2 protein-coding genes are annotated in these 1,514 nt (G+C 74.2%); both read right to left on the reverse strand.

What is annotated here, in order from left to right:
• On the reverse strand, positions 1 to 486 hold a 486-nt coding region (locus tag AOJ26_RS41160; protein ID WP_143663723.1), incomplete at its 3' end, for an arylamine N-acetyltransferase family protein.
• The coding region (locus AOJ26_RS41165; protein WP_159044547.1) for a ComEC/Rec2 family competence protein at positions 467 to 1,514 on the reverse strand (1,048 nt) is incomplete at its 5' end. The genes AOJ26_RS41165 and AOJ26_RS41160, both read right to left, overlap by 20 nt.

The following is a 1,514-nucleotide window of genomic DNA, read 5'->3' on the forward strand; positions in this document are numbered from 1 at the left end:
CACCCCGGCCGCGTCGGGCCCCGCCTCCACGATCCGGAAGGTGCCCCCGGGATCCTCCTGCTCGCCCCGTGCCCCGAACGCCAGCGGATAGTGGCTGTGCGCCCCGAACCCGACGTCGGCCAGCCACTCGCCCCCGTCCACCGAACGCACCCGCAGTGCGAGATGGTCGTACGGGATCCCGAGCCGCCCCTCCTCCCCGTACACCCGGGCCGCGAGCAGCGTGACGTCGAAGCCGAGCGCGGCCAGCAAGGCCCCGAACGCCCCGTTCAGTTCGTAGCAGAACCCTCCCCTCCGGGCTCCCACCACCTTCTCCACCAGCCGCTCCTCCTCCAGCACGATCTCCTCGCCGAGGTGGACCGACAGGTTCTCGAAGGGCACGGTCTGCAAATGGCGCAGGTGCAGCTCGCGCAGGACCTCCACGGTGGGCCACGCCGGGTGCTGGACTCCCAGACGGCGGAGATACGCGTCAACCTGTGTGGGCTTCATGCCTCCAGTCTCGCGCCACCCACAGACCCCCACCGTCCGCACCCCTACCCCTTCCGTCTCCGTCTTCGCCGCCCGTCCCGGCGACCGCCAGTGCCCCGTCCCGGTCCGTCCGCAGCACGACCGCACCCCCGGCCCGCAGCGCGGCGACCGTGGCCGGAGCCGGGTGCCCGTACGTGTTGCCGGCGCCGACGGAGATGAGCGCGAGCCGCGGGGCGGCCCGGCGTATCAGCTCCGGGTCCTGGTACGCCGAACCGTGGTGGGCGACCTTGAGGACGTCCACCCCGGCCAGCCGCGCACCCGCCGGCGATCTCAACAGCTCCTGCTGGGCGGGGGGTTCGAGGTCCCCGAGCAGGAGGAAGCGCAGCCCGGCGGACCGTACGAGCATCGTGACGCTGGCGTCGTTGGGCCCGTCCGCCGTGACCGCCGCCGGATCCGCGGGCGGCCACAGCACCTCCCAGGCCAGGGGTCCCGTACGCCGTTCCTCCCCGGCCGCGGCACGCGTCACCGGAACGCCCCGGGCGGCCGCCTCCCGCCGTACCGACTCGGCCTGGTCGGCCGGCTCCTCCAGCCCCGTCGTCTCGATCGCCCCCACCGACCGCCCCCGCAACACCCCGGCCAGGCCCGCCACATGGTCGGCGTGGAAGTGGGTCAGCACCACGAGCGGCACCCTGGTGACGCCGAGTGTGCGCAGACAGCCGTCGACGAGTCCCGGATCCGGTCCGGCGTCCACGACCACGCCCGCCCCGTCACCGGCCGCCAGCACCATCGCGTCCCCCTGGCCCACGTCGCACATCGCCAACCGCCAGTCCGGCGGGGGCCACCCCGTGATCACCCGGGTCAGCGGCGGCGGTTGCACGACCGCGAGCACGAACAGCAGCGCGCAGACGGCACACCACCAGGGATGTCTCAGCAACCTCCGCCCGACGAGCAGCAGCAACCCGGTGATGAGAGCGAGCAGCCCCGCCCCCGCCCAACTGCCCGGCCAGTCCACTCCCCCGCCGGGCAGTTGGGCGGGGGCGGGGCTGCTC

The organism is Streptomyces sp. NRRL B-24085 (assembly GCF_001282115.1).
Classification (GTDB): Bacteria; Actinomycetota; Actinomycetes; order Streptomycetales; family Streptomycetaceae; genus Streptomyces.